Genomic DNA, 24,051 nt, shown 5'->3' with positions numbered 1-24,051 from the left:
CTAACGGCCTGGGCATCGCCAGTCATCAGATGCACAACGGCCCACCAAAGGGCGGGCCGTTGTTTATAGCATCAGCGCGGATTGAATCAATCCTGGCGGCTGGTGACTTCCAGCAGGTGGTAGCCGAACTGAGTCTTCACCGGGCCTTGCACGGTGTTGACCGGGGCACTGAAGACCACGGTGTCGAATTCTTTGACCATCTGGCCTGGGCCGAACGAACCGAGGTCACCGCCCTGGCGGCTGGATGGGCAGCTGGAGTTGGCTTTAGCGATTTCTGCGAAATCAGCGCCGCCTTCGATTTGGGCCTTGAGTTCGTTGCACTTGTCTTCAGAGGCAACGAGGATGTGACGGGCGGTGGCTTTGGCCATGGTGAGTAACTCCTAGAGTAAAAAACGGTGAGCGTACCGGATTCAGGCGGTTATTTCTCGGCAAAGTTCCACTGGGTTTCAGCCGGCACTGTTTTCGCCGTGAGGATTCAAGGCAGCACAAGGTAGTCGTTGCGCTGCACGATCGGGCGGTGCGCCGCTTGCACCAGGTGGATATAGCGGCCGTCCACCAGGTCGATGGGCAGGCAGTCGTCGATATCCAGCACCGCGTCGGTGTGGGCCTGGGACCAGTGGCTGAGCATCTGCTGCTTGCCTTTGCCCATGGCCTCCTTTTTGTTACGGGCGACCACAAGTAGGTAGTGATGGGACTCGCCAAAGCTATTGGCTTCGTAACCGCCCAGGTTGATGAAGTACAGGCGGAGTGCATCGCCGTGGGGCGCCAGGTGGCTCAGTTCAACCTTCCAGCCGTCGACGCCATCGACGGCCATCCATGAATCGATGTGTACGCCTTTGGGGCTGCCGAACCAGGCGTCGCGTAATTGCGGGTAGGTGGCTTGCAGGGTGTCCGCCACGGCGAACACCACATCGTGTACTTCGATCCTGGCCCGCGGGTGCTTGCCCCCGAGCATGACGACAAACAGCATTACCGATGATTCCTGGGGAGGGCGGCCTGACAGCCTATCTGATCACTCCCGGCAATCAAACTGTGGGAGATTCTATGGATGAGGGGCAACCCTCAACCAACGTTACCGGGGAGCAGAGCAAGAGCTGCAGGCTTGTTTGCGCAATCAATGCATCTTGCTATGGTCCATCTTGCTGTGGTCCATGCCATCCAGCCCACGCGCCGTTGCCTTCACTTCGACGGCCTGCTTTTCACCCTTGGCATCTTCTACCGTAAGGGTCAGTGGTACCTGGTCGCCTTCCTTGATCTGGCCGGTCAGGCCCATCAACATGACGTGGTAGCCGTTGGGGTCGAGCTTGACGGCTTTGCCGGCAGGCAGGGCCACCGAGCCCACCGGGCCCATGCGCATGACATCGTCCTTCATGCTCATCTCATGAATCTGCACGTCCTTGGCCACTGGCGATGCCACGCTCAACAGTTTGCTGTCGCTGTCGGCTGTGAGGGTCATGAAGGCGCCACTGGACGGTTGGCCCACTACGGAGGCGCGTACCCAGGCGTCAGTGACTTGTACCTGGGCACTGGCGTGGGCAGCGAGGCCCAGCAGGGTTAGACCGAGGGTGAGACGCTTGAGGTGTTGAACGGCAGTCATTAGCAGACCTCCATGACGGTGAGCAGGTCTTCTGCGCACTCTTGAGCGGTAAGGGATGCCTGCAAGCCAAGGCGCAGGTTGCCACGGGTGTCGAACACGAAACTGGTGGCGGTGTGGGAGAGGGTATAGGTGTCGCCGGCGGGGATCTTTTCATAAAAGATCCCGAACTCCTTGGCGGCCACGGCGATTTCTTCCGGGGTGCCGTAGAGCGCTTCGAAGCTTGGGTCGAAGGCCTTGACGTAGTTGTCGAGAATTTCGGGGGTGTCGCGCTCGGGGTCCAGGGTGATGAACACCACCTGCATGATCTTGCCATCGCGGCCCATCAGCTTCTTGGCCTGGGCGGCGCGGGCCAGGGCTGTCGGGCAGACGGCCGGGCACTGGGTGAAGCCGAAGAACACCACCGGCATCAGGCCGCGGTACGAGCTCAGGGTGACGGTTTCGCCGTCGGTGTTCTTGAGCTTGAAGGTGCGGCCCATGATCTTGTCACTGAGGTCCTTGCCGTACTTGAAGTTCAGCTTGGGGCTGTAGTCACAGCCGCCCAGCAGGCTGCCCAGACCCAATAGGCCCATGCCGGTCAGCACTTTGCGGCGGGTGAATAACGTACTCATCAACTGTGCATCCTGTGAAACGCCTGTAGGGCCGTGGAGCTGCTCCGCCAGGCTTTGAAAAGGAGTAACGAGAAGGGTGCAGAGTCTAGCAACCCTGGCCGGCGCGCGTAATCTGCGACGTTCTGCCACAGGGGCGCGTCGCATTTCTTTCTTTTATGGCTTCGGTGGTAGAGTCGCCGCCATGAAATTGCGCCACTCTGACCGCTCACTGATCGCCTGGGCCCTGTACTTCTGCGTGCTGATGAACCTGTTCGCCTGCGGTTTGGGGCATGGCCAGATGATGGGGCAGCAGCTCAACGGCATCGGCGGGCTGTTCTGTTCGGTGGACGGCGGTCAGTCGCCAATTTCCGACAAAGGGTTGGCGAACCCGTCCTCCAGCAACATCTCGAACTACTTTGCCTGCCCGGTGTGCAACGCGGTTACCGTTGCCCTGGTGTTTCTGATCGGCCTAGCCTGGCTGCTCGGCCTCACCCAAGCCCCGCGTGTCGCCCATGAGCGGCGCAATAAGGCGCCGCCGCGCTATTCCTGGCCCTCGGCCAACCCCCGCGCTTCTCCCGCATCCTGACGTGTGCCTTGGGCTTCCTGTAACCAGGAGGCATTCTCTCGTCACGATTGTGAGAACACTCTATGAACCCTCAATTGCCTGCCGGCGCCGGCCGCCTGGTCAGCAAGGCGTCGCGGCGCCTGCGTGCGCAACCGGCGCTGTCTGATTACCCGAGTAATTCGCGCTGCTTCGTGCACCTGGATGCACGCCTGCTGCCTCACTGGCATACCTTGTTCGACATCTGCCCGGCGTTGCTCAAGCTCGACCCACCGGAGGGCTTGAACCTGTTTCGCGCCTTCATGACCTGGGCCTATCGCAACCAGCCGCCGCTGGACTGGACGTACCATCTGAACGTATGCCGCTGGTTGCTGAGTTCGACGTACCGCACGCAGGTCGATGAGGAGCCGATCGAGGCCTTCATGGCCGCCGCTGCTGCGCGCTGGGTGCTGACGGATGACAGCCCGGCGGCAGGCATTGTCTTGAGCTGGCGCGATTGCACCCTGTTCGACTGGAAGGGCCACCCTTCGATAGCCGCGCCGCGACCGGCATTGCCGCCGCCCGCCTGGGATTTTGCCTGGTCCCCGTTGGGTGCCCAAGGTGCTTTCAGCGGTTGGCTGCCGGTGCCATGAAGCGCCGCGTCCGGTAAGCCTCACGACACCCTCGGAAGCGCCGCACACTGCGCAGCGTGCGGAGCCCGCAGGCTGGCACCGGCTTGATGACTAGGCTCTAGGCTTCTTTGGTTTCCAGGTCATCAGGTTATGTCTTCTTTGCATCACAACACGCCCGCGCTGACGGTGGTCGACCCGCGAGGGTTGACCGTGCGCAGCGTGGCGTACCATCGCAATACCGCGCAGCAATCACCCAGCGCGCAGGTCACGCGGCAGGTGTTCGACGCTCGCGGCCTGTTGCAGCAACAGTGGGACCCCAGGCTGTTCGAGTTGCACGCTGCCGATCCCGACGTGCGGCCCAATCTGTCTCATCGTTATAGCTTGAGCGGGCAAGTGCTGAGCACCGACAGCGTGGATGCGGGCCGTCAGACGCGCTTGCTCGGCAGCGGCGGCCAGGTCGTGCAACAGTGGGACAGTCGAGGCACGCGCCAGCGGTTCGAATACGACCCGTTGCTGCGCCCCGTCGCGGTATTCGAGCGCGCGGAGGAGGCGGCGGCTGAACGCTGTGTCGAGCGCATGAGTTACGCGGGCATGACGTCCACGGAGGCGGCTCGCAATCGCTGTGGGCGCATGATTCGTCACGATGACCCGGCAGGCACGTTGCTCGTTGAGCGCTACGACGTGCAAGGCAACATCACCGAGCAAACCCGGCGCCTGTGCACGTCGCACACCGCGCCCGACTGGCCGCTGCCCGTGAGTGAGCGGGATGCACAGTTGCAAGCCCAGACCTTCACCACCACCTGGCAGCACGATGCGCTGGGGCAACGCCTGGAGCAGGTCGACGCGCGCGGCAATCGCCAGCAATCTCAATACGGTGTCGACGGCCAATTGACGAAAAGCGAGATCCTGTTCAAAAGCGGAGCGCGCAAGACCCTGGTGGATCAACGCAGCGTCAACGCCTCGGGCCAGGTGTTGAGCGAACGCTTGGGTAATGGCGTGCTCAGCGTTGCCGAGTATTCGGACACCGATGGACGTTTGACACGCTTGAGCGCCCACCTCAAGGATTCGGCAGGCAAGCGACTGCAAGACCTCTTCTACAGCTACGACCGGGTCGGCAATGTGTTGCGCATCCGCGATGCGGCGCAGCCGACCCGCTGGGCCAGCAACGTGCAGGTGGAGGCAGTAAGCACATTCGAATACGACAGCCTGTCGCGATTGATCAAGGCCACCGGTCGTGAAAACGCGCGCAATACTGGCGCATCCGCACTGCCGGGGCGAATCACGTTCGGCGCCACAGACGACAATCTCTGGGGCAACTACACCCGCCACTATGCCTACGACTCGGCCAGTAACCTGACGCAGATGCGCCATGTGCCCAGCACCGGCAGCGGTTATACCCAACGGATGCAGGTGGGCGAACACAGCAATCACAGCGTGATTGCCCGCGAGGGCGCAAAGGCGCCGGGCCTGGGCAACGGCTTCGACCAACGTGGCAATCTCCAGGCACTGGCGCCTGGTCAGGCGTTGACCTGGAATGGGCGCAACCAGTTGGTTCGCGTTGCGCAGGTGCTGCGTGACAATGGCGAACATGACGATGAGGTGTATCTGTATGACGGCACCGGCCAGCGAGTCATCAAGCGTCGCGTGGCACATGGCAAGACGCAGACTCACACCCATGAAGTGCTTTATCTGCCAGGGCTGGAGCTGCATCGCCACGGGCCGGATGGCGAGTGGTTGAACGTGGTGCTTGCTCCGGGCGGGCGGCATTCGGTCAGAGGGCTGCAGTGGGAGCAGCAGCGCCCCGACGAGATGCAGGACGAGCAACTGCGGTTCAGCCTCGACGATCATTTGGGCAGCGGCACTCTGGAGCTGGACGAGGCAGCCGGCCTGTTGAGCCAGGAAAGTTATTACCCCTTCGGCGCAACTGCCTGGTGGGCGGCAAAAAGTGCCTTGGAGGCGAACTATAAAACCCGACGTTATTCGGGCAAGGAGCGCGACGCCAGCGGGCTGTATTACTACGGCTTCAGGTACTACGCGCCGTGGTTGTTGCGGTGGATCAGCGCTGACCCGGCGGGGGATGTGGATGGGTTGAACCTGTATGCGATGGTGGGGAACAACCCCATGGGTTATGTAGACGAAGACGGTTTGCAGCGCCGCTCGATGCTGGAGGTGGTGACGGTTCTGCTCCTGGTGTTGTTGATCGGGCACGGAGTAGGGGTAGAGATAGGCTATAGGGCTGAACTGGCTTATTTCGGGCTGATTTCAGGTGTGGTGGGCGTGGCGCTTTACGCGCTTCAGCGATTAGGCACCACTGACGTTCAGCGCAGAGCGTTCTATGAGCAGTCCGTAACGGTCGGTGCGCAAGAGCTGGGCCGCCGACAGGGCGCTACCGAACATGAAGTCAGCGAGTTGGCGGACTTTTTCCTGGAACACCGTCTGGCTACCGCTGACACTAAAAGTCTGTCCTACGGGCTGACCCCGGCAGCGCGGGGCGGTCTCTATGGGTACGTTGGGCCCACCGAGCATCGGGACCGGGCTGAAACAGCCTCACGAACGGAGCGTAACCCTAGCTTTACGCTTGCCAGGTTGGGGTTTGTAGGTATAGAACTGCGCGCCCCGGCACGCAAAGTGGGCGCCAGCCCGCTGCCAGCGGCTGGGCTGACCCACACCGAAGTACAACCGCAAACCAGGGTCACGAGCGTGGGCCGCAGAGGCTCCGCTTCTGAGGTGCCCGCCGCGCAGCCGGTAAGCCCGGGACCTTCCTCCGGGCTGGTGCCTGAGCCCCTCGAGATTGACGTCACACCTATTCAGAATGAATTACATGGCCCGGGAGGTGAAATTCTCAGAAGGGTGATTGATCGGCTGGAAGACCGCACACTGGATTTTCATACCGGCCATGCCATGGCGGGTGGGCAGAATGTCCGCAGTTTTGACTTGCCGCGTTATCGCGGGCAGCGCGGTCGTGGCGCCTATCGGGTGATGATCCAGCACATCAGTGGGCTTAACTATCGGGCGGTCAGGGTGATGGACCCTCACCGCCGTTAATACGCGCAACGTCAGGCCAAGGAGCGCGGGCCGTGTAACGGCCCGGCTCTGTTGTCAGGCCGGCGCGTGCGTGTCGTTTTCGTCTTCAGCGATGCTGTACCAGGCGTGGTAGGTCTGGCGCCGCGTGTCGCCATTGGCATTGAGCACGCGTACCGGGCGCCCCAACGCGTCATGAAAGTGCTGCTCGCTGGGACGCAAGGTGTTGAAGGCCGCATCGTCGATATAGCCGGCACGGTCGGCAAAGTAAGGTCGCCAGGTGCGCGCCAGGCAACCCTGATTGTCATACTCCACACGGCCGCTGATCCGCCAACGGCGAGTGGCATCGGTTGGCTCGGCACCCGCGCTCAACATACCGGCGTCATCGACTGCAAAGGCCGGGCCCGGTTGCGCCTTTTCCTGGGTTTGCCGCACGCGGCCAAAGCCGTCGCTGAAGGCGAGGGCTACCTGGATCTGCGCCGTTTGCGACGTGCCTTGCCAACGGTCGGCGTGCAGTACCACGACGTGCACCGGCACTTGCCTGGCCGCCTGAATCAGGCGCTTGAGGGTTTGATGATGGGGGAGCGTAGCGCTCAGGCTGTTCAGGCGTGCCAACGCCGAGGCACGAATATGCCCGCTGGGCAGCAGGTAACCGTTGCTTACCCATTGCGCCTGGATGCTGGCGGGTGGAATGCGCCCCATCCAACTGAACACGTCGTAGAAGCACGCGCTTTGAGCGTTGAGCAACGCCGCCTTCGGATCAGCCAGGGCCTGCGCCGGGCCCGTATCGGGCGTGCGGATGAAGGGCGTAGGGGCGTCATGGCCGACGGGCTTTCCTTGCTCCTCACCCTTGAGGCCGGTCGCCAGCAGCTGCCCGTGGGCGTCGTAGTGCGCGTAGCGTTGTGTACGCTGTGCGTCAGTCACCGTCACCGGCAGGCCAAGGCGGTAGTCGTACTGCGCCTGGGTCGTGCAGCCGTCCGCCAATTGCACTTTGATGATGTACAGCCCATAGCGGTCGTACTCGGACTGCGTGAACCCATGGCTCAGGCTCGCCTGATGCCGACGAGGCCGATAGAACATTTCGGCCTGGCCGTAGCGGGTGTAACCCTGGCCGAGGGACCACAGGGTGATGGCCTCGTCCTGCCCGGGGTCCGGTGACAGGAACGCGGCCATGGCCCGATAGTGCTGTGCACTGAGCGTAGCAGTGACAGTGCGGCCCTCATATACCTCCAGCGCTTGCTGATCGAGTTCGGCCGTCTCGATATAGGCAGGCAGCGCCTGAAAACTCGCGGTGCCGGCCGGCAAGGGTTCGGTGTGCTCCGCCACGCAGTAGTGCTGCACCGACAGCCCCCCCAGCCTGCGTTCGGCCGCTGTTCCCAATGGATCGGACGGGCCCTGCGCGATGAAGTGTTCATAGCTTATTTTTTCAATCGCTAACGCCTCTTTGCTCAGCACCAGCACGTTGCTTCGTTGCTGGTAGGGCAAGTGCAAGCGCCAGCGCTGCGCGGCGTCCAGGTGAATGAAGCGGGCGCGGGTTTCGTTGAGGTAATACGTCTGCTGCGCTGAGTCGTGTGCGTCACGCCACCACTGCTGCTGGTGGGCTGGCCCGGGCGGTGGGGAGTCGCTGGCTGTCCTGCGACGGGCATAGTCGACCACCACGCTGTGCAGATTGCCGGCGTAGCGGTCCCAGCGCAGATTGAGGATGTGCCGGCAGCACGGGTCGTCCGGTTGGCGCTCGTAGCGACAGGTCAGCGACTCCAGCAACAGTGGCAGCAGCACCGCCGGTTCGCCGGCCTTGGCCGACGGGCTTAATTGCCGTATGAGATAGCGCTGTTGCTGCACCGAATACGGCACTGCCTGTGGTGGCGAATCGGCGGCGGCATAAACCTCTTCCCGCAGCAGGCTCCCCGCCAATGCACGCTGCATCGCGCGGCGGGTGGTTGCGACGGGCGTGGCGATCAGCGTGTCTCCCGTGCGCCCGGCCTCCAACTGGCCCAGCAGGGTTGGCCCCAGCGCGGGCGCCTGTGGGTCGCCCGGGTAAAAAGCCTCCTGCGAGGGCTCAAAGGTGTGGAACCAGCGTTTGGTCAACACCCCAGGCTGCGCATCGGCCGTAGGGGGTTGCTCGGTGTGCAACACCAGGCCAAAGCCGAGGAACTGGCGCTCCTCACGGTCATAGCAGGCTTGCCGGTAACGAAAATACTGGGTGGAGCGGTTGCCGCTGACCAGGTCCTTTTGCTGTTGCCGCTTGACCACCTGCACTGGGAACGCAAGGCTACTGCCTTGGGGCACTCCCAGGGTTTGCCAGTGCTGTTTTTCGTCGAGCCATTCCTGGGCGCTGCTGCGGTAGCTCAGCTGGGTGGTGGCCCCCCGGTTGTTGAGCGTGGCGGTTAACAAATACGGTTTGAGACTGACGAAGTCATACCGCCAGTGCTGGGGGGTCATGTGCGGCACGCTCAGGATCAGGCTGGAACAGCCCAGGCCTTGAAGGTCGGCAAAGCTGACCTGGCACGTCGCGTCATGTCGCACGCCCTCGGGCCAAGGCAATGTCAGTGGCTCCGATGCCAGCCCGCTGCCGGCGCGGTTCATATAGATCTGTACGTGTTCAGGCGCCAGGTAAATCAGGTCCACCGCGCCTGAACCATCCAGGTCGGCGAGGCGAATATGGGCGGCATCGAAGCTGGCGTGGTCGAACGCCAGTGTGGCGAAGACAAACCCTTTGCCGAAGCGTCCACGGCCGAGGTTGGGCCAGCATTTGATTTCGTTATGGCGGATACGCACCAGGTGTTGTTGGCCGCTGCCCAGGGGGTCGCAAAAGGCGATCAATTCAGCCGGCGAATGGCTGAGGGTGGGTAGCCCCTCATCGTCGGGCGCATGGCGCACCTCCTGGCCAGGATCAAACCCGCCGTCCTGGCGCTGAGCATACAGGCGCACGCTACGGCTGCCGATCAAGGCCAGGTCCAGCCTCCCACTGCCCATCAGGTCGGCCAGTTGCCCGTGGGGATGGAAAAACTCCTGGGGCATCGACGCAAAAGGCACGAAACCCGACCATTGCCGCTGCGAGTCGAGGCTGAAAAAACCACTCAGCCCCGGTTGCGCCACCACCCATTCCAGATGCCCATCGCCGTCAAGATCCGCCAGTGCCTGGCGCGTGGCTTGGACGGTATCGGCGAGGGGGATGCGTGGCAGGGCCTGCCATGGACCATAGATCAGCGCATTGCTGCTGGCTGTGCCGGGGGCCCTGAGCGGCTCGCGGTAATACCAGCTTTTATCGGTGCGGTGCAGGATGCCCGGCAAACCGTCGCGGTACAGGTCCACCAGTTGATAATGCTGCCCATCGTTGACGCCCGCCATGGCGTCGAACGCTTGGTAGCGCGCGGCGTCCAGCGTCGGCACGAAGGCGCTGTAGGCCAGTTCCAGGGGCGGCCAGGCACTGGCGTTCCCCTGGGCGTCAAAGGCCTGGTTGTGCACGGCGTTCAGGCAACTGCCGATGGCGTGGCGATGGGTGTACTCCAGCAACAGACGCCGCGTCAGCACCGGCTCGGCGCCCAGGCTCGGCTCGTCGGGGAAGTAATGAAACATCAGCACTTGCTGGCACCGCCGCAGGGTGCCGAGTTCAAAGCCATAGGCATAACTGCTGATCGGGTCGTTGCGGACCGGCCAGGCGTGTTGTTCGGCATAGGTCGGCACTTGGCTCAGGCCAGCGTGGCGTTCACCATAATCCAGCAGCAGTTCGAAGTGCCATTGCTTGTCAGCGAGGGCGTCCGCGCGCCACAGCGCCAGGTGCTCAAGGGGCTTGAGGTTGCCGTAGCACACCCGCGCCAGATAACGCTGGGCGCGATAGTCCCTGGCGGCGCTTGGCGGCTGGTTGTCGTGTTTGTAGTGGTAATAGATCTGCTCACCCAGGGGGTTGAGGCTTTCCTGCAACAGCCATTGGGCAACACGTAGATCGTCGTTCGGGTCTGCACAGCGCGCGATCAGAGTCTTGCCGAACAGGTGCACGCAGCCGTCGGCCCCCTGAACCAACCAGAACCCGGCCTTGTCGCTGTCGCAAGACCAATGCTCGATACGGTCGAAGCGCGCTTCTATCACCGGAAAATAGCGCACCACTCGGTGGGGTTCGTCCAGGACCAGGCCGTTATAGTGGTCCCAGGTCGTGGCCTGAATTTCGCCGTCGGCATCACGCTCAGGGATCATGTCGATGCCTTGGGGGCTGATGAAACGGTCGTCATCACCGTAGGCCGGTACGCCTTTGCGGGTATCACGACTGATGGCGCCTGCCGACATCGCCCAGCCGAGGCCGAAGGGCCCGTTGCCTAGGGCGCTGCGATAACCCAGGCTCAGGGCCGGCGTGAAGCCACGGCCAGGCGAAATCGGCAAGGGCACCTCCAGGCACGCCTCACCCCGTGTGCCCACGGCGCCCCATTGCGCGCCGGGGCCCTGGATGGCGCCACCGCCCTTGGGCAGCGCCGGAATCTTCGGTTCCAAGAGTTCGGGCGGCTGCACGCTCATCGTTGACCTCCGGTGTTTTTAGCGGTGTAGCGCAGGTGCACGATGATATCGGTGAGGGATTCGAGCAGAGCGTTTTGCCGGGCATGGTTGGGAAAGGTCAGTTGCCAGGTGGAGATCGCTCCTGTGTATTCGAACGGCAGGTAACGCTCGTCGCTGTCGAAGTTCAAGGTGAACAATCCGCTGTCGTTGAGCCCGCTGGACAGGGCGATTTGCTGTTTGGCGCGCAGGTCTTTTTTTACCGCGGCTTCGGTGTGTCTGGTCGCGGGGGTGACGTGCGTGGTATTGGCGGTTTGGGTCAGGATGGCCTTGATGTCTTCATAGGGGCCCAGCGTGGCGGGCAGGGACACACTGACGTGCTTGATACGCCGCAGGTAATGGCCTGGGTAGTCGTCGTCAAACAGCTTGAGGGTCAGTTCAAAGGTCAAGGTGCCGGTTTTTACCAGGTCGGCTTTAAGCGCGGCCCAGGGCATGTCGCGCGTGGCCATCGGGTCTTGGCTGTGCAGATGGCGCAGCGACACGGTTTTAGTGATCTCCAGCAAACGTTCGTTGTGGGTGACGTAGGCGTTACTCATGCTCAGTAGATTTTGCTTGAGCGCTTCGCCGGCGCTGAAGCCGCGATATTGATGGGTCCAATGCTGGGTTTGAATGAAGTGCTTGTCCCACTGAGCCCGTTCTTCCTGCCAGCAGGCCTCGGCCGCCAGGCACAGCGACAGGGTCGAGTCATAGGCTTGGTAGTAGAAAGTGGAAAGTTGGCCATTGAGCCATTGATACAGTTGGGCGTTGGTAAAGCGTTTGCCGAGCTGGTCGTACAGGCTTCGTGCCTGGGTCAGGCTGGTCTGGGCCAGGCCCAGTTGCAAGCGGGTATGGGCTTGCTGTTCGGTATAAGCCTGCAGTTGGGCGTCGACCTGGGCCAGCTCAAGGCGTGCCTGTTCCAGCGAATGGGCCCACTCGGCGGCGCGCCTGGCAAACAGGTCGGTGCGGTCCAGGTGGGCAGCGTTGGCGCGCTTTTCATTGGCAATGCCTTGGGACGCCGCGTGCAGGGCGTGAAAAGCGCCCTCGTAGCGCACGCCGCCGTTGGAGGTGCCAAAAATATTCGGTATCAGCATCGCCAGCCCCGCGCCGGCTTGTGCCACGGCGGCAGCGGTGTCCCAGCGCGCACTGTCCTGGTACTCCTGGGTGGCCTGGGCCTCGGCCGGGCTGATGCCTCGCTTGAGCTGCTGTTCGAAGAACGCCACCCGCGCTTCGACCATGCGGCGTCCTGCCAACAGCGCCTCCTGGTTCCTCGCATCGAACTGTACGGCCTGGGCCTGTTGCTCGACGGCCAGCCTCGCCAAGTCCCAGGCTTGCTGCTGCTGGGTTTCCAGGTACTGGGCCTGCTCTTTGCGTTCGAACAACGACAGTAAGGTCGTCCCCAACTGGATCAGGTTGTCGACCGCTTGCAAGGCGTGTCCCAGCAGCACCTGGAAGCGATAGTGCGCGGCATGGGCGGTGCGCAGCGACGGGCGCAGGCTGGCGCCGACCGCCCCTTGCTGGTACGCGGCAAGCAGCGTTTGAGGCGTCAGGGTCGCGGCGTACAGCGGCAGACTCAAGGGTTTGCCGGTCAGATCCAGGTGATGGCGCAGGTTGTGCAGGCGAGATTCGATCTTGTCCCAGCGCAGCAGCAGATCAGGGCTCAGGGACCGACACAGCCGCGAGGTGCCCGCAGGTACTGTCGTGCTGTCGAGCGTGGAAGGATTTTGCAGTTTGTCCAGGGTCGTGGCTGCCCAGGGATCGACCGGGTTGAGCGGCGGCCTTGGCCCGAGCAAGCCCTTGACGCGGATGTACCACAACTTGGCGTCGGCCAGGCCGTCACGGGTCATTTGCCGGTAGGCCGCATCCCCGCGATTGAGCAGGATGTCGACGTACAGCAGGTACAGCGCCTGACGAAAATGTACCGCGCTGCTTGTCGCCAATGGGTGGGACACGGACGAGACGTCGTGGCGTTGTGGCGCACTGGTAAGCAGCGCAGGCAGGCGCCAGAACCCGGATGGGTGTACGGGATCGAACACGTAGCGTATCCACGTTTCGGCCTCGGCGTATTGTTGCTCCTGGTTCAGGCGTTGTGCCAACAGCCAGGGCAGGTAAAGAAACAACTCCCAGTAATAGGTGCCATGGGGGCCGTGAAAGTCCAGGGGACTGGGCTTTTTCTCGCTTGGCAATGGCGGCTCGCGCCAGGCATCCGGCGCCAACGCAAACAGCTCATGCAAACCTGCGCCCGCGGTTTTTGCCAGCAGCCCGGCCACGCAGGTGTTGGTGCGTATGGGCGCTCGTTTGTTTTCAGGCTTATCGAGAGACTCGATAGTGGACCCGTTGAAGTCGATGAACTCTGCCGTGCCAAAGGGCGGGGTAGTGAGTCGCCGGATAAACGGAGCCAGTGGAATGATGGGGGTGCTGTTATCGGGCGGCAGGGTGAAAGTCGCGGTTTTCAGCGCGTAGCCCAGGATGATGGGGTCGGGGTAATGCACATCGCTTTCCAGTAGCAACACGCCGTGAATCAGCGTCAATGTGGAAGCCGTCGTGTCAGTGGAGTCCTCGTCGTAGGGGTGCAAAGTCGAGGGGGAGAGTTCGATCTGCGCCTCAAGCGTGTGCGTTTCGGAGAGTTCAGTGAACGTGTCGCGCAGGGTGCGCCGAGAGGCGTCTGCCAGGCCGACGAGTACCGTGTTATTGCGATGAGGGCTTTCCGGTAAAGCGCTGTCTCCCTGTCTGGGATACATCAACACGGGTTTGTACAGGCGTTGTTTCTGCTGGACCTGGACCTTGTCCAGTACCAAGTCGTAGGCATGGCTGCTGGACTCCGCTTGATTGTTGTAGAACGAGAGAATGACGGTATAGGTGGCGTCCGGCGTATTGAAAAAATAATCGAAGGCTTCTTGGCTAATGCGTTGGTCGCGCAGATTGAATGTCGCGCTTTTCGGGGTTTCTTGATCTTTTTCAATCTGCGGCAGGGTAAAGGTCGTCGGCTGATTCGCTGCATTTTTTATGAATTGGGCATAGCTGACGCCGGTCTCGTTGCACTTGAGGGTCAAGTCGATGCGCACGTTGGAGAAGGTTGCCAGCCTGGCGCTCTCCAGGAAAATCTCGGCGGTGGGGCCTAACGCCAGCATCTCGTTCTGGGCAGGACCGCTGCTGCTGAGGGTGATGGTCAAATTGGCCATTGCGTCTGCCTTGCTGAACCTGACAGTGCGGTGCGGTTCGAAGCGTTTCGCCAGGCGGGTGGTGACCTCCAGTACTGACGTCGTTCGGTTGAACCGGATATCGCTCTCAGCCGAAAGACTGCGGATATGCTGTTGATTGTCTTCGTAATTCCAGCCATGGGTGGTGCCATGGGGCGCATTGTTGGTCAGGGAGTGAACTTTGACCTGGACCGTTTCGGGCGCCCTGAATTGAAATCTTGACCTGTTGTGGTGCCCGAACAGGGCCTGGTACCGCCCGGCCAGTTCAGACTCTTTATGCCAGGAGAACATCCGCCGAGTGCTGCCCAGGGTTTCCAGCCAATGGACGTTGAAGTGCTGATCCAGCCGTACCGCTTGAAAGAAATGCCGATGCACGCCGTTGTGCGAGGAAGCCGTTTGATGGTTCGGCTGTGCGCTCAGGCCCAGGAACAGTGACGGCGGTTGGCTTTTTGAATCGAGTACGGCGATGGACGCAGTGGCACTCATCAGGTCTTCCGAGCTCAATTCGTCAAGGCCCTGTGCAAGGCTGTATTCCTGAATGCAGGCCTGCGGCACGCTCCAACTGTCATCCAGTTTTTTATAGGAAAAGTACAAGCGCAACTGTAGATAGGTGGTCTTTATCCGGGTTTCCAGCCGTTGTTGGTATTCCCTCTCCGATTCGACATCACCTCGTCCAATCGGGGTGATGTCCCTCGACGAGGACGTCGGGTTGATGCATTGGGCCCACACCACGAAGAGGCGCCCGTTGAACACCACCGGGCGAATCGTCTGTTCGGGGACGTTATCGTCAATCGACAGCGGGATCTTTTGCCAGGAGGACCAGGCTGGCGGAGTGGCCGCGTCGCCCGAGGCCATTTTCAGCGTGCGCCAGTAATAGGTGTTTTCCGGACTGGACTTGCCGGTGAAGTAATAAGTGCTGCTGGCAAAGCTGTCTTTATCACCGTCGATATAACCATTGAGGGTCTTGATGTTGGCAAGTGCTTCGAAGCGGCTGAGGTAACTGTGGACGGCTGTCTGCAGCGGCGCAGGCTCGATGCGAAATTGGTTGAGCTGGTTCTCCAGTTGCCTGAAGTTGTCGCTTTTGTCATGGCGCAATGCAGGGCTCAGGTAGGTGGCCGGGTAGTGCTGGAGTTGCTGGTGGGCACGCCACAGTGAATAGGACAGCAACTGGTCTCGCCACTCGGTCTGCTCGTCAGCGCTCATGCCCTGTTCGTCGTAGCCGGGCTCCAGGCCCAGGTAAATGCCTGTGATGTACTGCTGCAGGCTGGCAATGGCGCTGGCGACACGGGTGGTGGGCACCGTATGGCTGACCTGGGGGTCGAGCAGCCAATAGGTATAGACATCGTCTACGGTCTTGACGGTATCGGCCACCGCCGTGTCTTCAGGCAGCACGCTGTTGAGGTAGAACCCCAGCATCGCGTCGCGCAGGTGTTCGTTGAGGTGTTGGGTGAGGGTGTCAGACATGGTCATTCCTTGAACCAGGCGAAATACAACGGGGTTAGGGGGTTGTGGCGATCAATGCCGAGCCAACGTGTTGCCAGTCTTCATTCATCAAGGTGGCATGCAGGTCGGCAGCCTTGAGCAAGGCGCTGGCGGAGAGGCCGGTGAGCCTGACGGCTTCATGGCAACGCAGGAGCCAGTCCAGGTCGGCCAGGGTCTTCACCTGTTTGGCAGGCAGGGATTCAACGAGCAGGTTGATTTCATCGACATCCCACTTGAGCAATGCGGCCAGTTGCGAGGTGCAAGCCCCATTGTCAGTTATGGCGGAGCCTTCGACGGAGGATGAATTGGCGCACTGTAAATAGGCGAGCACGCTGTCCTGGGCCAGCCCGTAGGTGCTGAGGCAATGGGCAAAGCGTTGCAGCAGGTACAGCGTGCTCAGCGTCAGCTTGAGCAGCGAGGCCGCGGTGTGGTCCGGGCTCAGCCAGTGCGGATGGAGCACGAAGGCCTGCAAGGCCTCACGACTCACTGCCAGCCCCAAGGACACTTCGGCATCCGGCAGGCTCAGCAATACATTTTTGTGCAGCTCCGTGGTGGATTCGGCAGTGGCGGTTCGGGCAATTTGTCGAACCACGAGTTTGCGCCATTGCAGGTACGCGGCGGGGTCACCGGCAAGGTGTGAGGGAGCGTTGAGCAGCGTGTCGATTTTTGCTTTCAGCGGCTGCATTTGTTGGTAGAACGCGCCCAGCTTCTTGGTCACTGCCTGTTTGGCATCGCTGTGCAGAGCCGTGTTGCGTTCTGGGTCGAGGCTCAGGGTCTGGGCTTCGATAAGCTGCACCAGCCCATTGGGCAGTTCTTTGGGCGGCGCGGGCTTGAGCAGCGGTTGGCTGTGCAGCAGCCCTTGTACGATGAGGGCATGCCAGGCAATGGGCGCCGCTTTGGTGTCAGGCTCGGGCTGGGGCAATGACAGGTCAGCGAGGTCTTCTTGCGCCAACAGGCCATGGCGGGTCAATTCGACCACCTCATCGAGTTGGGTGATGTACGTCTGCACGTGGGGCGGTGGGGATTGGGCATCCAATAGCAATTGGCGGCGAAGCTGATCAACCGTTTGACCCGTGTCGTTGAGCCAGCGGACCAGCCAGTCCATTTGCATCAGCACATCGAGCAGGTCGGCAGGGGCATTGACGCCGGAGCGACGCAGGCTCGGGTTGACCAGTTGTGCGGTGTAATCCTTACCGCCCAGCAGCGCCGCCACATGGTAGCTGTCGAGCACTGACAGCCCGAACAATCGCGCGATACGGGTTTGGCGATACAGCGCGCTATAAAACGTAAGCGTTGGGCAAGAAGCGGGTAGATGCAGGCGGGCCTGCTTGATCAGCCAGTGCAACGAGGCCGGGGTGTCGCTCAGGTGCAGGCCGGTGCAGAGCTGGTGGCGCAGGGTTGTCGGGATTTCCTCCCTCAAGGCCAGGGTCGGCCTGTCCAGGGTCAATGCCTGGCCTGGCAACGGGCCGGGATTGAACAGCTGGTCGTACAGCGACAGACGAGTGCCGGGTGCCCACACCGGTATCTCATCCAGCACGGCGGCAAAGGCTTGCAATGACAGGCTGTAGCGGCGCTCCAGATAGCGATAGACGCCCAGTGCGCGCAGGGTATTGTCGTTGGCGGGCTGCGCCGGGTCGCCCTCGTGTTCACGCCGCACCACGCTCGTCGACAGGGCGTCGAGTGCGTCGAAGGGCAATTGCGTCCAGCGTTGCAGGCGGATCATTCGGTGCAGGCGCTGATAACGTTCCCATGAGGTATTGAGCAGGCGCGCACCATCCTTGTCCTGCGCATTGATCGACAGGGGCGACTGGGTCGCGCCGGCCTCGGTGATCGGCCCGTTCACGTACGCGGCACCGTTGTGCAGGCGCAGCTTGGCCGGCGGCGTTGGCAGGGCGCTTGCCAGAACATTGCTCGACAGCACCGGCACATACTTGCCGCAGGCCAGTAGCGCTTCGGTCTGATCGGCGGTGAGTCCGGTTTTCTGCAACCAGTGGGACAACTCCTCAAGGGGCTGCTCCTGGGTACCATAGTGCTGGGTAAAAAAATCTTCTGCCTGTACGTCTCCCGTTCTTATTAACAAAGGCTCGATCAATAACACCTGCTGGGCAGGGCTCAGCCCGGACAGCAAACGTTGCGCTTCATAGGCCTCGTGCCGGACCACGCCGTAAGTGTTTTGCGCGCGCTGGCTGGTGGGCAGCTTGAGGCTGATGCGGTAACTGAGTTCGCCCAATTGTGGCTTGCCGCCGGACAAACCGAGCCAGCACTGGCGATGCGCGCGTTCGAACGGCAGCACGAAGGGGAAGCGTTGCCTGCCGAGCACCTCATCAAGGGAGCGGCCGCGGTATTCACGGCGGGTTTGTTTGAGATGAGCGTCGATCTGGCGGGACAGGGTTTCGTTGATCATCGAGAGTTGAGGAATCACAGCGCTGAGGCCGCGTTCGTCCAGGGGCAGTGTCTTGAGTTCGGGGCGTCGCCGGTCGAGGGTGATCTTGGGCTGTTTGCCTTTACCGCTTTTTTCCAGCGCTTGGGCAAACAGGTATAACGCCTTCAGGTAGGCGATCGGGGAGTCGATTGCCGCCATGGAAGAGGCCGAACACAGCAGGTGCCAGTCCTCTTTGAACAGGTGGGTATAGGTGGGGGAGTGCGTGTCCATTGTGATGAATCTCCTGAAAGCCCCCGGCCACTGCCAAGGGCAATGGCACGCTAGCATGGGGCGCCAGGCCGGCTCGGTCGGCCGGATCGCTGAGTGAGCGAGGAGAAATCATCGGTGCAAATCGATAGCGCGACAGGGCCTGTGGGTCACTGTCGCGCGAACCTTGCTGCGAGGAGGTAGCCGTTACGCCGCCAGCGGTTTTTTCGCCATGGCTTTTTTGTGCGCGGCCTTCATCGCTTCCATCTCGGCTCCCAGCTCTTCGAGCAGCGCTTTACCCAGCAGTTTCTTGGCCTGAGGGAACATCTCGGTTTCTTCTTCTTCGATATGGTGCTCAAGCAACTCCTTGACCACTTTGACGCGACCGGAAAACTCGGTGGACGAGGGGTCGGTTTTCTTCAAGTCCGGCAGTACCAGCGAGTCGACGGTACGGTGCTCTTCCTTGGCTTCGTGGTACATGATGTCCTGTTCCTTGCCACCAGCTTTCCTGAACGCGGGGTAGAGGATCTCTTCTTCGAGTTGGGTATGCAGGGTGATCTCCATTTCGAGTTTGGCCAACAACTCGGTACGCTTTTTTACCCCGCGTTCAGTGGATTCGCTTAACTGGGTCAGCAGGGTCTTGACGCGTTCATGGTCGGCTTTGAGCAGGTCGATGGCATTCATAGGTAACCTCACGGGGGGTATGCGGGCGTGTCGAAGTGCACGCCTCGTGGTGAGGAAGGTTGCATCAGGCGTACCAACTTTTATGGTTAAAAATTATCTTGTAAATCAGTTGGTTGTATTTTTTTGTGTGCTTGGAGATCGTGCAGCTTGCATGGTCGGGCCGCGTTGAGATTGCACAACGCACAACCGGTTGCTGACGCTCCAGCGCAACGGGCGGCCATAAAGTGTGGCCAGGAAAATTCTAATGGAACCCTTGGGGCATCTGCTTGACCTAACGCTTAGACTTCAGGAGGTGAATCATGCAAATTGAATATATCTGGATCGTATTGGCGGTGGTTCTGCTGCTCTTGGAACTCTGGGCGATCAATATCGTTTTGCGCAGCACTGGCGGATGGGAGACCAAGGGGTTGTGGGTCGTGGTGCTGGTGTTCGTGCCGTTGCTGGGGTTGATTGCGTGGGCGATGTTCGGACCCAAGCGTGAAATGGCGCAGCAGCGTAAAAGCTGAAGCGGTAAGTGATAAAAAAACAGGCGCCCATGGGGCTAATGCCAGTCAGTTAAGACAGAATCGGTAACTGTGGCGAGGGAGCTTGCTCCCGCTGGGGCGCGAAGCGGCCCCAAAAATGGGACTGCTACGCAGTCCAGCGGGAGCAAGCTCCCTCGCCACAAGTCACTGGTTGTCTGCTCGAGCTCTTAACTGACTGGCATTAGCCCATGGGGCGCCTGTTTTCATTGCGGTCAACCGATCAGCCGCCGACGGCCTTGGCAATCGCCTCATTGAACGCCGGTAGATCGTCCGGCGTACGCGAGGTGATCAAGGTCCAGCCATTGGCCTGGCACTCTTTAACCTCGGCATCCACCACGCCGGCAGCGCCGGCGTTTTCAAGGTCGATGCGCACGCTTTTATAGGCGGTCAGGGTTTTGCCCTTGACCACGCCAGCGTCGATCAGGGTCCATGGCCCGTGGCAGATCGCCGCGATGGTCTTGCCGGCCTGCACGAACTCATTGATCAAGCGCAGCGCGGCGGCATCCTGGCGCAGTGTATCGGCATTCACTGTACCGCCCGGGATGACCAGCGCATCGAAGTCGGCGCTGACAACATCCGACAGTTGCACGTCGGATTCCACGGTCTGGTCTTTTTCCGTGTCGCCGACAAATGTCTGGGTTGTGCCCCCTTTGCTGGAGGCGTGCGTTACGGTCGCGCCGTAGCCACGCAGCGTCTCCAGAGGCTTGAGCAACTCGTCGCGCTCGATGCCGGTGTTGGAGGTGATGACGAGGATGTGCTTGCCGTTGAGTTGTGAGCTCATGGTCGAGTGTCTCCTTGGGTCATGGATGGATTAATGGGCGTATTTGGTTTGCAGTTCCTTGGCCATTTTCAGGTGGGCTTCAAGGGTGGGCAGGGTCTTGGTGGCGAAGGCTTTCAGCTCGGGATTGTCCGAGGAGGCCGCTTCTTTCTTGAACAGTTCGACGGTTTTTTCATGGGCCGCTACCTGGTTGTTGGCATAGGCCTTGTCGAAGGATTCATCGCGCATTTCCAGGATGGCTTTCTTCGCCTGGTCGGTGAGCGCAGCGTCATCGGGTACTTCGATATCGAGTTTTTTCGCTAGGGCCATCAGTTCCTGATTGGCCTTGGTATGGTCTGTGACCATATGCTGGGCGAAGGTCTTTACGTCCGCCGAGCTGCTTTTTTCCAGGGCCAGCTTGCCCGCTTCCACCTCGGTGATACCGCCCTCGGCGGCGTTGTCGACAAAGTCGTTGGAGGTCGCCGCCATCGCGGTGGAAATCGAGCCTGCAATCAGCATGAAGGTAAGGCCCATCGGTTTCATCAGTCGAGTTTTCATGGTGTCTCTCCTTGGAAATGGCGGGATGCCGTTACCTGACTGTTGAATCGAGAGGCGGGTAAAAGGTTTAAAATTTTTTGCGCTTTTTTGCCCAGCGGTGAGGCGAGGCAATTGACTTGAACCAATCCGGATTCGCAGGGTTCTGCTGCATAGGGCCGCCATCTCAGGGGCCTGCCACTGCCAGGAGGATTGCACTGTGACTGATCGTAAAACCGCCGATAAAACCCCCGACCCCGTCAGCTCTGAAGACGCGCAAAAAGGTAATGCCGAGACCACAAAAGGGCAGACGCTTGAACCTGCGAACCCCAAGACTGAAACCATCGACAAAGTCGTGACGCCGACCTCGATCAAGGACATTGAACGGCAAACGGATGCAATCAACGAGAAACTCAACAACGGGCGTTGAACCTGCTGAGTTGATCGGTGGAAAAGGAACGAGATCCTGTGGCGGCCTGAAAGCTGCCACTGCTATTTTTTATAAAAAAATATAATAATTAGCTTAGATTAAAATGTGCTTTTTATTATTTATGACCATCCCCTAGTCTTGCCTGGAAGTCCCTTAGGTCATCCAGGAAGATTTGCCATGAGTAGCGTCACGCCGATTTCCAGTGTCTTGAGCAATGTGCGCCAGCGGGTCACACCGCAAGAGTGGGAGGTGCGGGTCAAGTTGGCCGCGGCCTACCGACTGGCGGCGTTGTACAAGTGGACCGATCATATCTACACGCATTTCTCGGCGCGGGTGCCAGGGGCCGAGGCGCATTTCCTGATCAATGCTTTCGGGCTGTTGTTCGACGAAATCAGCGCCTCCAACCTGGTCAAGGTCGATCTGGACGGCACCCTTGTCGATGACCCTACGGGCCTGGGGATCAACTACGCCGGCTATGTGATCCACAGCGCCATCCACGGCGCACGCCATGATTTGCAAGCGGTGCTGCACACCCACACCCGCGACGGTATTGCGGTGTCGGCGCAGAAGCAGGGGTTGTTGCCGATCTCCCAGCACGCTATCGCATTCTCGGGGCGTGTGGCTTACCACGGTTACGAAGGCGTGGCGCTGGACCTGGACGAGCGTGAACGGCTGGTGGCGGATTTGGGCGACAAGAGTGTGATGATCCTGCGTAACCACGGCTTGTTGACGGGCGGCGTCAGCGTCGAGCATGCCTTCCAGCAACTACAAAGCCTGGAGCGGGCCTGCAACATCCAGATTGCGGCACAGGCAGCGGGGAATGCCGAGTTGATCTTCCCACCGGCTGACGTGGTGGCCAAGGTCGAGCAGCAGGCCAAGGTGTTCAGCAATGGCGAAGGCCCGGGCGTGGCGCGGCATTGGAATGCGCTGGTGCGCCAGCTTGAGCGTACCGATACCGACTACAAGAACTGAGTCGGGTGGATTGTTCCCACGCTCTGCGTGGGAACACAGCCCAGGATGCTCTGCGTCCCTAAGCGTGACGCGGAGCGGCACACGAGGCATTCCCACGCAGAGCGTGGGAACGATCATCAAAACCTCACGTCAAGGCGATAGTTGACACGTTGCTGTGCGGCCCGACGGTACTGGCTCGGTCTGCCAGGTAACGCGCCGGCGGTTGGCCCATGGCCTTGCGGAACATGGTGATAAACCCGCTGGCATTTTCATAACCCAGGTCCAGCGCCACGCTCTGCACACTCTCGCCGTTAGCCAGGCGCTGCAGTGAAAGGATTACATGCAACTGCCGGCGCCAGCGACCGAAGCTCAGGCCGATCTCTTCCAGCAGCAGGCGGGTCATGCTGCGTTCGCTCATGCCGATGCGCACGGCCCATTCGCCCAGGGTCGATTTGTCGCCGGGGTTGGCCAATAAGCTGGTGGCCAGCCGATGCAAGCGAGGGTCCTGGGGCATGGGCAAATGCAGGGCCTCGAGGGGGGCCAAGGCCAACTCGTCGAGTAACGTCGCCACCAGCCGGCCCGGGGCGCCGTCTTCGTCGTAGAGCTGCGGGAAGCTGACCGCCTTGCCGATCAATTCGTGCAGCAATGGCGACACCGACAGCGTGCAACATTGCCGGGGCAGGGCGCTGGCGGCGTCCGGGCTGATCAACAGGCAATATACATCTGCTTCGCCAGCGCCACGGGCCGCGTGGGTCACACCGCCGGGAATCCACAATGCGCATTGCGGCGGCACGATCCAGATACCCGCCTCGATCACACAATGCACCACGCCGCGCAAGGTGTAGATCAATTGCCCGTGTTGATGGTGGTGAGGGATATGTTCCCAGCGTTCGGACGTACTCGAGGCGCCCACTGCAACAATCGAGCGAGGGATCGCGGCGGCGTCCCGGACCCGGCAGGGGTCGTATTGGTCGAGGCGGTGATGAACCATGCTGATAACTGCCTTGGCTGGATTGCGAAATATTCTGGCTATTCTATGCAATGCTGTCCAGCGTCATGCGCCCTATGATGAGAACCAATCTCATCAAAGGAGCTTTGCCATGCGACTCGACAGTTCAACTTTCCCGGTGGTGAAAATCTTTTTCGACGCGCCTAGCGAGGGAGCGCCGGAAGACGCCTTCCTGACATTCGAACGTCTGCTGGCGCGTGAGCAGCCCTTCTTGCTGCTGCACGAAAAGGCCGTGGATGAGAACAATCACGAACACGCCCACGAAGAGCGCAAGCGCGCTTCTATCTGGATGAAGAAAAACAAGGCTGCCTTGCGCGCTTACGTCAAAGGCATGATCCAGGTGGAGCCCAGCGCTGCCAAGCGCCTGGCCCTCAAGCCCTTTGCCGTGACGTTCGGCAAGGCCTGGGGTTACCCGCTGCTGGTGGTGGAGTCCAAGGATCGCGCCTGGGCGTTGGCCCAGGATGTGCTGGATGCAGAAGTGTCGGATGTGGCGTATTTCTGAGCCTGGCCAAAGCTCGACAGCGTCCACAATTGAACTACCTTGATTGACGAGCCTTCCCACTCGGTACTCAAGCATGCGCACTTTATGGACGCGGTACCTGGCGTTGCTGGAAAACGACCTGAGCACGCAGATTTTCGACAATGTTAAAAACCTGTTGGTCTGCGCGTTGTTGTTTGCGGCGGGGACCAACGCGCTGGTGGGACCACGCGAGTTGCTGATCGGTATCTTCGCCTCCAGCGTCGCGGGCTGGGGCTTGATTGTGCTGTCCACGGTGCTGATGCTGTTGAACGTCAGCGACGGCATCCGCCGCCTGGCCAAGTTGCGTTATCACTTGGCGTTGCAACTGTTGTTGATCCTGATCTACGTGGTGATTGCCGAGCGGGTGGTAGAGATTGTGTGGGTGTTGCGCGCCCATTGACGTATCCTCCGCGCCTCGTTTACCACTGATTC

The 24,051-nt window shown here is 60.8% G+C and carries 19 protein-coding genes; 8 read left to right on the top strand and 11 right to left on the bottom strand.

All coding sequences use genetic code 11. The annotated features are described in order from the left end of the window. Positions 1-86: 86 nt before the first annotated feature. The 4 genes from JFT58_RS04560 to JFT58_RS04545 form a co-directional block, all read right to left on the bottom strand. Entirely contained in the window at positions 87-368 is a 282-nt protein-coding gene (locus JFT58_RS04560; RefSeq protein ID WP_034125729.1) for a peptidylprolyl isomerase, read from the bottom strand. 107 nt (positions 369-475) lie between these two features. Beyond that, a complete protein-coding gene (locus JFT58_RS04555; protein WP_034125728.1) occupies positions 476-970 on the bottom strand; it encodes a DUF1543 domain-containing protein in 495 nt (164 codons plus the stop codon). 144 nt (positions 971-1,114) lie between these two features. Further along, on the bottom strand, positions 1,115-1,597 hold the full coding sequence (locus JFT58_RS04550) for a copper chaperone PCu(A)C (RefSeq protein WP_054896538.1): 483 nt from the start codon (positions 1,595-1,597) through the stop codon (positions 1,115-1,117). Further along, positions 1,597-2,205: an SCO family protein gene (locus tag JFT58_RS04545; RefSeq protein WP_034125726.1), complete on the bottom strand. Its 609-nt coding sequence runs from the start codon at positions 2,203-2,205 to the stop codon at positions 1,597-1,599. The genes JFT58_RS04550 and JFT58_RS04545 overlap by 1 nt, the downstream gene beginning before the upstream one ends. A 181-nt stretch (positions 2,206-2,386) precedes the next feature. On the opposite strand from JFT58_RS04545, the gene JFT58_RS04540 reads away from it, so the two are divergent. The 3 genes from JFT58_RS04540 (at position 2,387) to JFT58_RS04530 (ending at position 6,402) form a co-directional block, all read left to right on the top strand. Further along, a complete protein-coding gene (locus JFT58_RS04540) occupies positions 2,387-2,770 on the top strand; it encodes a DUF2946 domain-containing protein (RefSeq protein ID WP_054918556.1) in 384 nt (127 codons plus the stop codon). A gap of 62 nt (positions 2,771-2,832) precedes the next feature. Then, the gene (locus JFT58_RS04535; protein WP_054896537.1) at positions 2,833-3,378 is read left to right on the top strand and encodes a putative natural product biosynthesis protein; all 546 of its coding nucleotides are present in this window, start codon (positions 2,833-2,835) and stop codon (positions 3,376-3,378) included. Positions 3,379-3,507: 129 nt separating this feature from the next. Then, a complete protein-coding gene (locus tag JFT58_RS04530; RefSeq protein WP_054896536.1) occupies positions 3,508-6,402 on the top strand; it encodes an RHS repeat-associated core domain-containing protein in 2,895 nt (964 codons plus the stop codon). Positions 6,403-6,456: 54 nt separating this feature from the next. Here the strand turns inward: JFT58_RS04530 and JFT58_RS04525 are convergent, their stop codons facing one another. From JFT58_RS04525 to JFT58_RS04510, 4 genes are all read right to left on the bottom strand, one after another. Next, entirely contained in the window at positions 6,457-10,887 is a 4,431-nt protein-coding gene (locus JFT58_RS04525) for a SpvB/TcaC N-terminal domain-containing protein (protein ID WP_054896535.1), read from the bottom strand. Beyond that, positions 10,884-15,563, bottom strand: a complete 4,680-nt coding sequence (locus JFT58_RS04520; protein WP_054896534.1) for a neuraminidase-like domain-containing protein — start codon at positions 15,561-15,563, stop codon at positions 10,884-10,886. The genes JFT58_RS04525 and JFT58_RS04520 overlap by 4 nt, the downstream gene beginning before the upstream one ends. A gap of 34 nt (positions 15,564-15,597) precedes the next feature. Further along, positions 15,598-18,234: a Tc toxin subunit A gene (locus tag JFT58_RS04515; RefSeq protein ID WP_054896533.1), complete on the bottom strand. Its 2,637-nt coding sequence runs from the start codon at positions 18,232-18,234 to the stop codon at positions 15,598-15,600. A 183-nt stretch (positions 18,235-18,417) separates the two neighbouring features. After that, entirely contained in the window at positions 18,418-18,894 is a 477-nt protein-coding gene (locus JFT58_RS04510) for a hemerythrin domain-containing protein (RefSeq protein WP_003191732.1), read from the bottom strand. A 299-nt stretch (positions 18,895-19,193) separates the two neighbouring features. Here JFT58_RS04510 and JFT58_RS04505 point away from each other — a divergent pair, with 299 nt between their 5' ends. Further along, a complete protein-coding gene (locus JFT58_RS04505) occupies positions 19,194-19,400 on the top strand; it encodes a hypothetical protein (RefSeq protein WP_003191730.1) in 207 nt (68 codons plus the stop codon). Positions 19,401-19,638: 238 nt separating this feature from the next. Here the strand turns inward: JFT58_RS04505 and JFT58_RS04500 are convergent, their stop codons facing one another. Next, complete coding sequence (locus JFT58_RS04500; protein ID WP_003191729.1) at positions 19,639-20,199, bottom strand: type 1 glutamine amidotransferase domain-containing protein; 561 nt, start codon at positions 20,197-20,199, stop codon at positions 19,639-19,641. 30 nt (positions 20,200-20,229) lie between these two features. Then, the gene (locus tag JFT58_RS04495) at positions 20,230-20,733 is read right to left on the bottom strand and encodes a DUF4142 domain-containing protein (RefSeq protein ID WP_020303039.1); all 504 of its coding nucleotides are present in this window, start codon (positions 20,731-20,733) and stop codon (positions 20,230-20,232) included. Positions 20,734-20,929: 196 nt separating this feature from the next. Between JFT58_RS04495 and JFT58_RS04490 the strand changes: the two genes are divergently transcribed. Continuing rightward, the gene (locus JFT58_RS04490; protein WP_054897760.1) at positions 20,930-21,139 is read left to right on the top strand and encodes a hypothetical protein; all 210 of its coding nucleotides are present in this window, start codon (positions 20,930-20,932) and stop codon (positions 21,137-21,139) included. A 177-nt stretch (positions 21,140-21,316) separates the two neighbouring features. Continuing rightward, positions 21,317-22,111 carry a class II aldolase/adducin family protein gene (locus JFT58_RS04485; RefSeq protein ID WP_054897761.1) on the top strand — a complete coding sequence of 265 codons (795 nt, stop codon included), beginning with the start codon at positions 21,317-21,319 and terminating at the stop codon, positions 22,109-22,111. A gap of 124 nt (positions 22,112-22,235) precedes the next feature. Here JFT58_RS04485 and JFT58_RS04480 read toward each other — a convergent pair whose 3' ends face one another. After that, complete coding sequence (locus JFT58_RS04480) at positions 22,236-23,081, bottom strand: AraC family transcriptional regulator (protein ID WP_054897762.1); 846 nt, start codon at positions 23,079-23,081, stop codon at positions 22,236-22,238. A 109-nt stretch (positions 23,082-23,190) separates the two neighbouring features. Between JFT58_RS04480 and JFT58_RS04475 the strand changes: the two genes are divergently transcribed. Both JFT58_RS04475 and JFT58_RS04470 read left to right on the top strand, forming a co-directional pair. Then, entirely contained in the window at positions 23,191-23,601 is a 411-nt protein-coding gene (locus JFT58_RS04475) for a hypothetical protein (RefSeq protein ID WP_034125714.1), read from the top strand. A gap of 73 nt (positions 23,602-23,674) precedes the next feature. Continuing rightward, positions 23,675-24,019, top strand: coding sequence for a hypothetical protein (locus JFT58_RS04470; protein WP_014718790.1), 345 nt, complete (start codon positions 23,675-23,677; stop codon positions 24,017-24,019). The last annotated feature ends 32 nt before the right edge of the window (positions 24,020-24,051 follow it).

The sequence above is a fragment of the Pseudomonas sp. MF6767 genome (assembly GCF_016405475.1).
GTDB lineage: Bacteria > Pseudomonadota > Gammaproteobacteria > Pseudomonadales > Pseudomonadaceae > Aquipseudomonas > Aquipseudomonas paracarnis.
Note: the sequence above shows the minus strand (reverse complement) of the source record. Positions and strands in the feature narration are given on the sequence as shown.

Bases quoted from the DNA above. Each gene is read 5' to 3' on its own strand.
- JFT58_RS04470 (WP_014718790.1), top strand. From the start codon at position 23,675: ATGCGCACTTTATGGACGCGGTACCTGGCGTTGCTGGAAAACGACCTG.
- JFT58_RS04520 (WP_054896534.1), bottom strand. From the start codon at position 15,563: ATGTCTGACACCCTCACCCAACACCTCAACGAACACCTGCGCGACGCG.
- JFT58_RS04525 (WP_054896535.1), bottom strand. From the start codon at position 10,887: ATGAGCGTGCAGCCGCCCGAACTCTTGGAACCGAAGATTCCGGCGCTG.
- JFT58_RS04485 (WP_054897761.1), top strand. From the start codon at position 21,317: ATGAGTAGCGTCACGCCGATTTCCAGTGTCTTGAGCAATGTGCGCCAG.
- JFT58_RS04540 (WP_054918556.1), top strand. From the start codon at position 2,387: ATGAAATTGCGCCACTCTGACCGCTCACTGATCGCCTGGGCCCTGTAC.
- JFT58_RS04555 (WP_034125728.1), bottom strand. From the start codon at position 970: ATGCTGTTTGTCGTCATGCTCGGGGGCAAGCACCCGCGGGCCAGGATC.
- JFT58_RS04530 (WP_054896536.1), top strand. From the start codon at position 3,508: ATGTCTTCTTTGCATCACAACACGCCCGCGCTGACGGTGGTCGACCCG.
- JFT58_RS04475 (WP_034125714.1), top strand. From the start codon at position 23,191: ATGCGACTCGACAGTTCAACTTTCCCGGTGGTGAAAATCTTTTTCGAC.
- JFT58_RS04545 (WP_034125726.1), bottom strand. From the start codon at position 2,205: ATGAGTACGTTATTCACCCGCCGCAAAGTGCTGACCGGCATGGGCCTA.
- JFT58_RS04510 (WP_003191732.1), bottom strand. From the start codon at position 18,894: ATGAATGCCATCGACCTGCTCAAAGCCGACCATGAACGCGTCAAGACC.
- JFT58_RS04560 (WP_034125729.1), bottom strand. From the start codon at position 368: ATGGCCAAAGCCACCGCCCGTCACATCCTCGTTGCCTCTGAAGACAAG.
- JFT58_RS04515 (WP_054896533.1), bottom strand. From the start codon at position 18,234: ATGGACACGCACTCCCCCACCTATACCCACCTGTTCAAAGAGGACTGG.
- JFT58_RS04550 (WP_054896538.1), bottom strand. From the start codon at position 1,597: ATGACTGCCGTTCAACACCTCAAGCGTCTCACCCTCGGTCTAACCCTG.
- JFT58_RS04535 (WP_054896537.1), top strand. From the start codon at position 2,833: ATGAACCCTCAATTGCCTGCCGGCGCCGGCCGCCTGGTCAGCAAGGCG.
- JFT58_RS04495 (WP_020303039.1), bottom strand. From the start codon at position 20,733: ATGAAAACTCGACTGATGAAACCGATGGGCCTTACCTTCATGCTGATT.
- JFT58_RS04500 (WP_003191729.1), bottom strand. From the start codon at position 20,199: ATGAGCTCACAACTCAACGGCAAGCACATCCTCGTCATCACCTCCAAC.
- JFT58_RS04480 (WP_054897762.1), bottom strand. From the start codon at position 23,081: ATGGTTCATCACCGCCTCGACCAATACGACCCCTGCCGGGTCCGGGAC.
- JFT58_RS04505 (WP_003191730.1), top strand. From the start codon at position 19,194: ATGCAAATTGAATATATCTGGATCGTATTGGCGGTGGTTCTGCTGCTC.